The 1,786-nt window shown below is 53.2% G+C and carries 1 rRNA gene; it reads left to right on the forward strand.

Annotation, left to right across the window (positions count from 1 at the left end):
* A 23S ribosomal RNA gene (locus RCG67_RS16765) occupies positions 1-1,786 on the forward strand; the annotation flags it as partial.

The raw sequence follows: 1,786 nt of genomic DNA on the forward strand, positions 1-1,786 counted from the left end.
AGCTGATTTGGTTCTAGGAAAACACTCTGGAAAGAGTGGCCATAGAAGGTGATAGCCCTGTATCTGAAAGGGCCATTTCAGTGAAGACGAGTAGGGCGGGGCACGTGAAACCCTGTCTGAACATGGGGGGACCATCCTCCAAGGCTAAATACTACTGACCGACCGATAGTGAACCAGTACCGTGAGGGAAAGGCGAAAAGAACCCCGGAGAGGGGAGTGAAATAGAACCTGAAACCGTGTGCGTACAAGCAGTAGGAGCTCTGCAAGGAGTGACTGCGTACCTTTTGTATAATGGGTCAGCGACTTACTGTTCGTGGCAAGCTTAACCGTATAGGGGAGGCGAAGGGAAACCGAGTCTGATAAGGGCGCATAGTCGCGGGCAGTAGACCCGAAACCGGGTGATCTAGTCATGCCCAGGGTGAAGGTGCGGTAACACGCACTGGAGGCCCGAACCCACTCCCGTTGCAAAGGTAGGGGATGAGGTGTGATTAGGAGTGAAAAGCTAATCGAACCCGGAGATAGCTGGTTCTCCTCGAAAGCTATTTAGGTAGCGCCTCATATGTATCCTCTCGGGGGTAGAGCACTGTTATGGCTAGGGGGTCATCGCGACTTACCAAACCATTGCAAACTCCGAATACCGAGACGGACTGTATGGGAGACACACGGCGGGTGCTAACGTCCGTCGTGAAAAGGGAAACAACCCAGACCCACAGCTAAGGTCCCAAATTTTGTGCTAAGTGGAAAACCATGTGGAAAGGCACAGACAGCCAGGAGGTTGGCTTAGAAGCAGCCACCCTTTAAAGAAAGCGTAATAGCTCACTGGTCGAGTCGGTCTGCGGGGAAGATTTAACGGGGCTAAGCACAGAACCGAAGCTTGGGGTGCATAACTTTGTTATGCGCGGTAGAGGAGCGTTCCGTAAGCCGTTGAAGGTGGATTGAGAAGTCTGCTGGAGGTATCGGAAGTGCGAATGCTGACATGAGTAACGATAATGCGGGTGAAAAACCCGCACGCCGAAAGCCCAAGGTTTCCTTGCGCAACGTTAATCGGCGCAGGGTGAGTCGGCCCCTAAGGCGAGGACGAAAGTCGTAGTCGATGGGAAGCAGGTTAATATTCCTGCACCTCGCGTAAGTGCGATGGAGGGACGGAGAAGGTTAGGTGTACCAGGCGTTGGTTGTCCTGGGGAAAGGCGGTAGGTTTGGATCTTTGGCAAATCCGGGATCCTCTAAGACCGAGCACCGAGACGAGCCTTTAAGGCGAAGTCACTGATACCACGCTTCCAGGAAAAGCTCCTAAGCTTCAGCTTACGCAGACCGTACCGTAAACCGACACAGGTGGGTAGGATGAGAATTCTCAGGCGCTTGAGAGAACTCGGGTGAAGGAACTAGGCAACATGGCACCGTAACTTCGGGAGAAGGTGCACCCTTTTTGGTGGCTCGTGCGAGCTATAGCTGAAGAGGGTCGCAGTAACCAGGCCGCTGCGACTGTTTATCAAAAACACAGCACTCTGCAAACACGAAAGTGGACGTATAGGGTGTGACGCCTGCCCGGTGCTGGAAGGTTAATTGATGGGGTCAGCCGCAAGGCGAAGCTCTTGATCGAAGCCCCAGTAAACGGCGGCCGTAACTATAACGGTCCTAAGGTAGCGAAATTCCTTGTCGGGTAAGTTCCGACCTGCACGAATGGTGTAATGATCCGGACGCTGTCTCAACCGTGAGCCCAGTGAAATTGTAGTATCGGTGAAGATGCCGATTACCCGCGATGGGACGAAAAGACCCCGTGAACCTT

It is taken from the genome of Kocuria cellulosilytica (genome assembly GCF_040981245.1).
In the GTDB taxonomy this organism is placed as follows: domain Bacteria; phylum Actinomycetota; class Actinomycetes; order Actinomycetales; family Micrococcaceae; genus Kocuria; species Kocuria cellulosilytica.